The organism is Desulfosarcina cetonica JCM 12296, from assembly GCF_001311845.1.
Classification (GTDB): domain Bacteria; phylum Desulfobacterota; class Desulfobacteria; order Desulfobacterales; family Desulfosarcinaceae; genus Desulfosarcina; species Desulfosarcina cetonica.
In genome coordinates this window covers 1-1009 of record NZ_BBCC01000486.1, presented here as the reverse complement: position 1 = coordinate 1009, position 1009 = coordinate 1, and the positions used below count along the sequence as shown (strand labels likewise).

The window sequence follows — 1009 nt, the reverse complement described above, 5'->3', positions numbered from 1 at the left end:
GCAAAAGGCCGTCCGCGATTTCTGTAAAAAACAGATCGCCCCCAACGTGGAAGAGTGGGACAAGAACCACTACTTCCCCTACGAGGAAGTCATGAAGCCCATGGGCGAGTTGGGATTCTGGGGGACCGTGATCCCCGAGGAATACGGCGGAGAGGACATGGGCTTTCTCGCGGCCATGATCGTGACCGAGGAACTCGCCCGGGTCTGCAGCTCGCTGCGCGTGCAGGTGAACATGCAGGTATTGGGGTGCGCCTTCACCATTTTCCGGTATGGCACCGAGGAAGTGAAGAAGAAATACATCGAAGGGCTGTGCGCGGGCGAATTGATCGGCGGGTTCGGGATCACCGAGCCGGATGCCGGCTCCGACGTCATGGCCATGTCCAGCACGGCGGAAGACAAGGGCGATCATTGGCTGCTCAACGGCAACAAGACCTGGATCTCCAATGCCCAGGTGGCCGACGTGTTGATTTACTACGCCTACACGGACCCCGATGCCGGCTCCAAGGGGCTGTCGGCCTTTGTCATCGAACCCAAGAACTACAACGGGGTCAAGACCACCGCGTTGGACAAACTGCTCGTGGAGTTCGCCCACGGGCGAGGTCTTCCTGGACAATACCAAGGTGCCCAAGGAAAACATCCTGGGCAAACCCGGGGATGGCGCCAAGATCGTCTTCGGCTCCCTGAACCAGACCCGGCTGTCGGCCGCCGCCGGTGGCGTGGGCGTGGCCCAGGCCTGCCTGGACGAGGTCACCAAATACTGCAACGATCGCAAGCAGTTCGGCAAACCCATCGGCCAGTTCCAGATGAACCAGGACATGGTCGCCCAGATGGCCACCGAAATCGACTGCGCCCGGTATCTGGTTTACCGCGCGGCGGTGGAGAAGGATAACGGCAAGCTCAACAACGGCCTGGACGTGGCCAAGGCCAAATACTTCGTCGGCGAAACGGTCAACAAATGTTCCAACTACGCCATGCGCATCCTGGGTGCCTACGGCTATTCCACCGAGTA

General features: G+C 60.0%; 1 protein-coding gene and 1 pseudogene. Both read left to right on the top strand.

The window, feature by feature from the left end; translation table 11 throughout:
* Window positions 1-46 precede the first annotated feature (46 nt).
* Window positions 47-508 (top strand): annotated as a pseudogene (locus tag JCM12296_RS46810) (acyl-CoA dehydrogenase family protein); the annotation flags it as partial.
* A gap of 112 nt (window positions 509-620) precedes the next feature.
* A partial coding sequence (locus JCM12296_RS46805; protein ID WP_246805351.1) for an acyl-CoA dehydrogenase family protein occupies window positions 621-1009 on the top strand: 389 nt, incomplete at its 3' end.